This is a genomic window from Rahnella sp. BCC 1045, assembly GCF_019049615.1.
GTDB lineage: Bacteria > Pseudomonadota > Gammaproteobacteria > Enterobacterales > Enterobacteriaceae > Rahnella > Rahnella contaminans.
This window is the reverse complement of sequence record NZ_JAFMOZ010000016.1, coordinates 1-423: the sequence shown is the minus strand read 5'-3', so window position 1 is coordinate 423 and position 423 is coordinate 1. Positions and strand designations below refer to the sequence as shown.

Annotated in this window: 1 protein-coding gene; it reads left to right on the top strand. The window is 58.6% G+C overall.

All coding sequences use genetic code 11. The annotated features are described in order from the left end of the window. Positions 1–128: 128 nt before the first annotated feature. Positions 129–423 (top strand): signal peptidase I (gene lepB / locus J1782_RS00085; protein ID WP_217151881.1); only part of this gene is annotated, 295 nt, incomplete at its 3' end.

Here is a 423-nt window from a genome sequence, read left to right as displayed (position 1 = left end):
ATGAATGCCATCGAGCGTACCTGTCGTTGGCGCCCCGATCTTATCGAGACGGCATGCCTTACGGCTGAGGAGCGCGCGTACGCGCAGGAGATCCTGGACGCTTCGTATTCGCAGAGCGAGGAGTGAGAATGGTTCCATCGCAGCATTCCGTGCTAAAGGGTGCGTTTGAGTGGATCGTGGTCGTCGCGATCGCATTGGTCGCCACCTTTTTGATTCGCTCGTTTGTGGTCGAACCCTTTGTGGTGCCTACCGGTTCCATGGAGTCCACGATCGAAATCGGCGACCAGATCCTGGCACAAAAGGTCAGCCTCGAGCTTGGGCAGCCCGTCAAGCAAGGCGATATCGTGGTGTTCCACAACCCCGATGCCACGTCCGAGCATGACGTGCTGGTAAAGCGCGTTATCGCCACGGCCGGTCAGACGG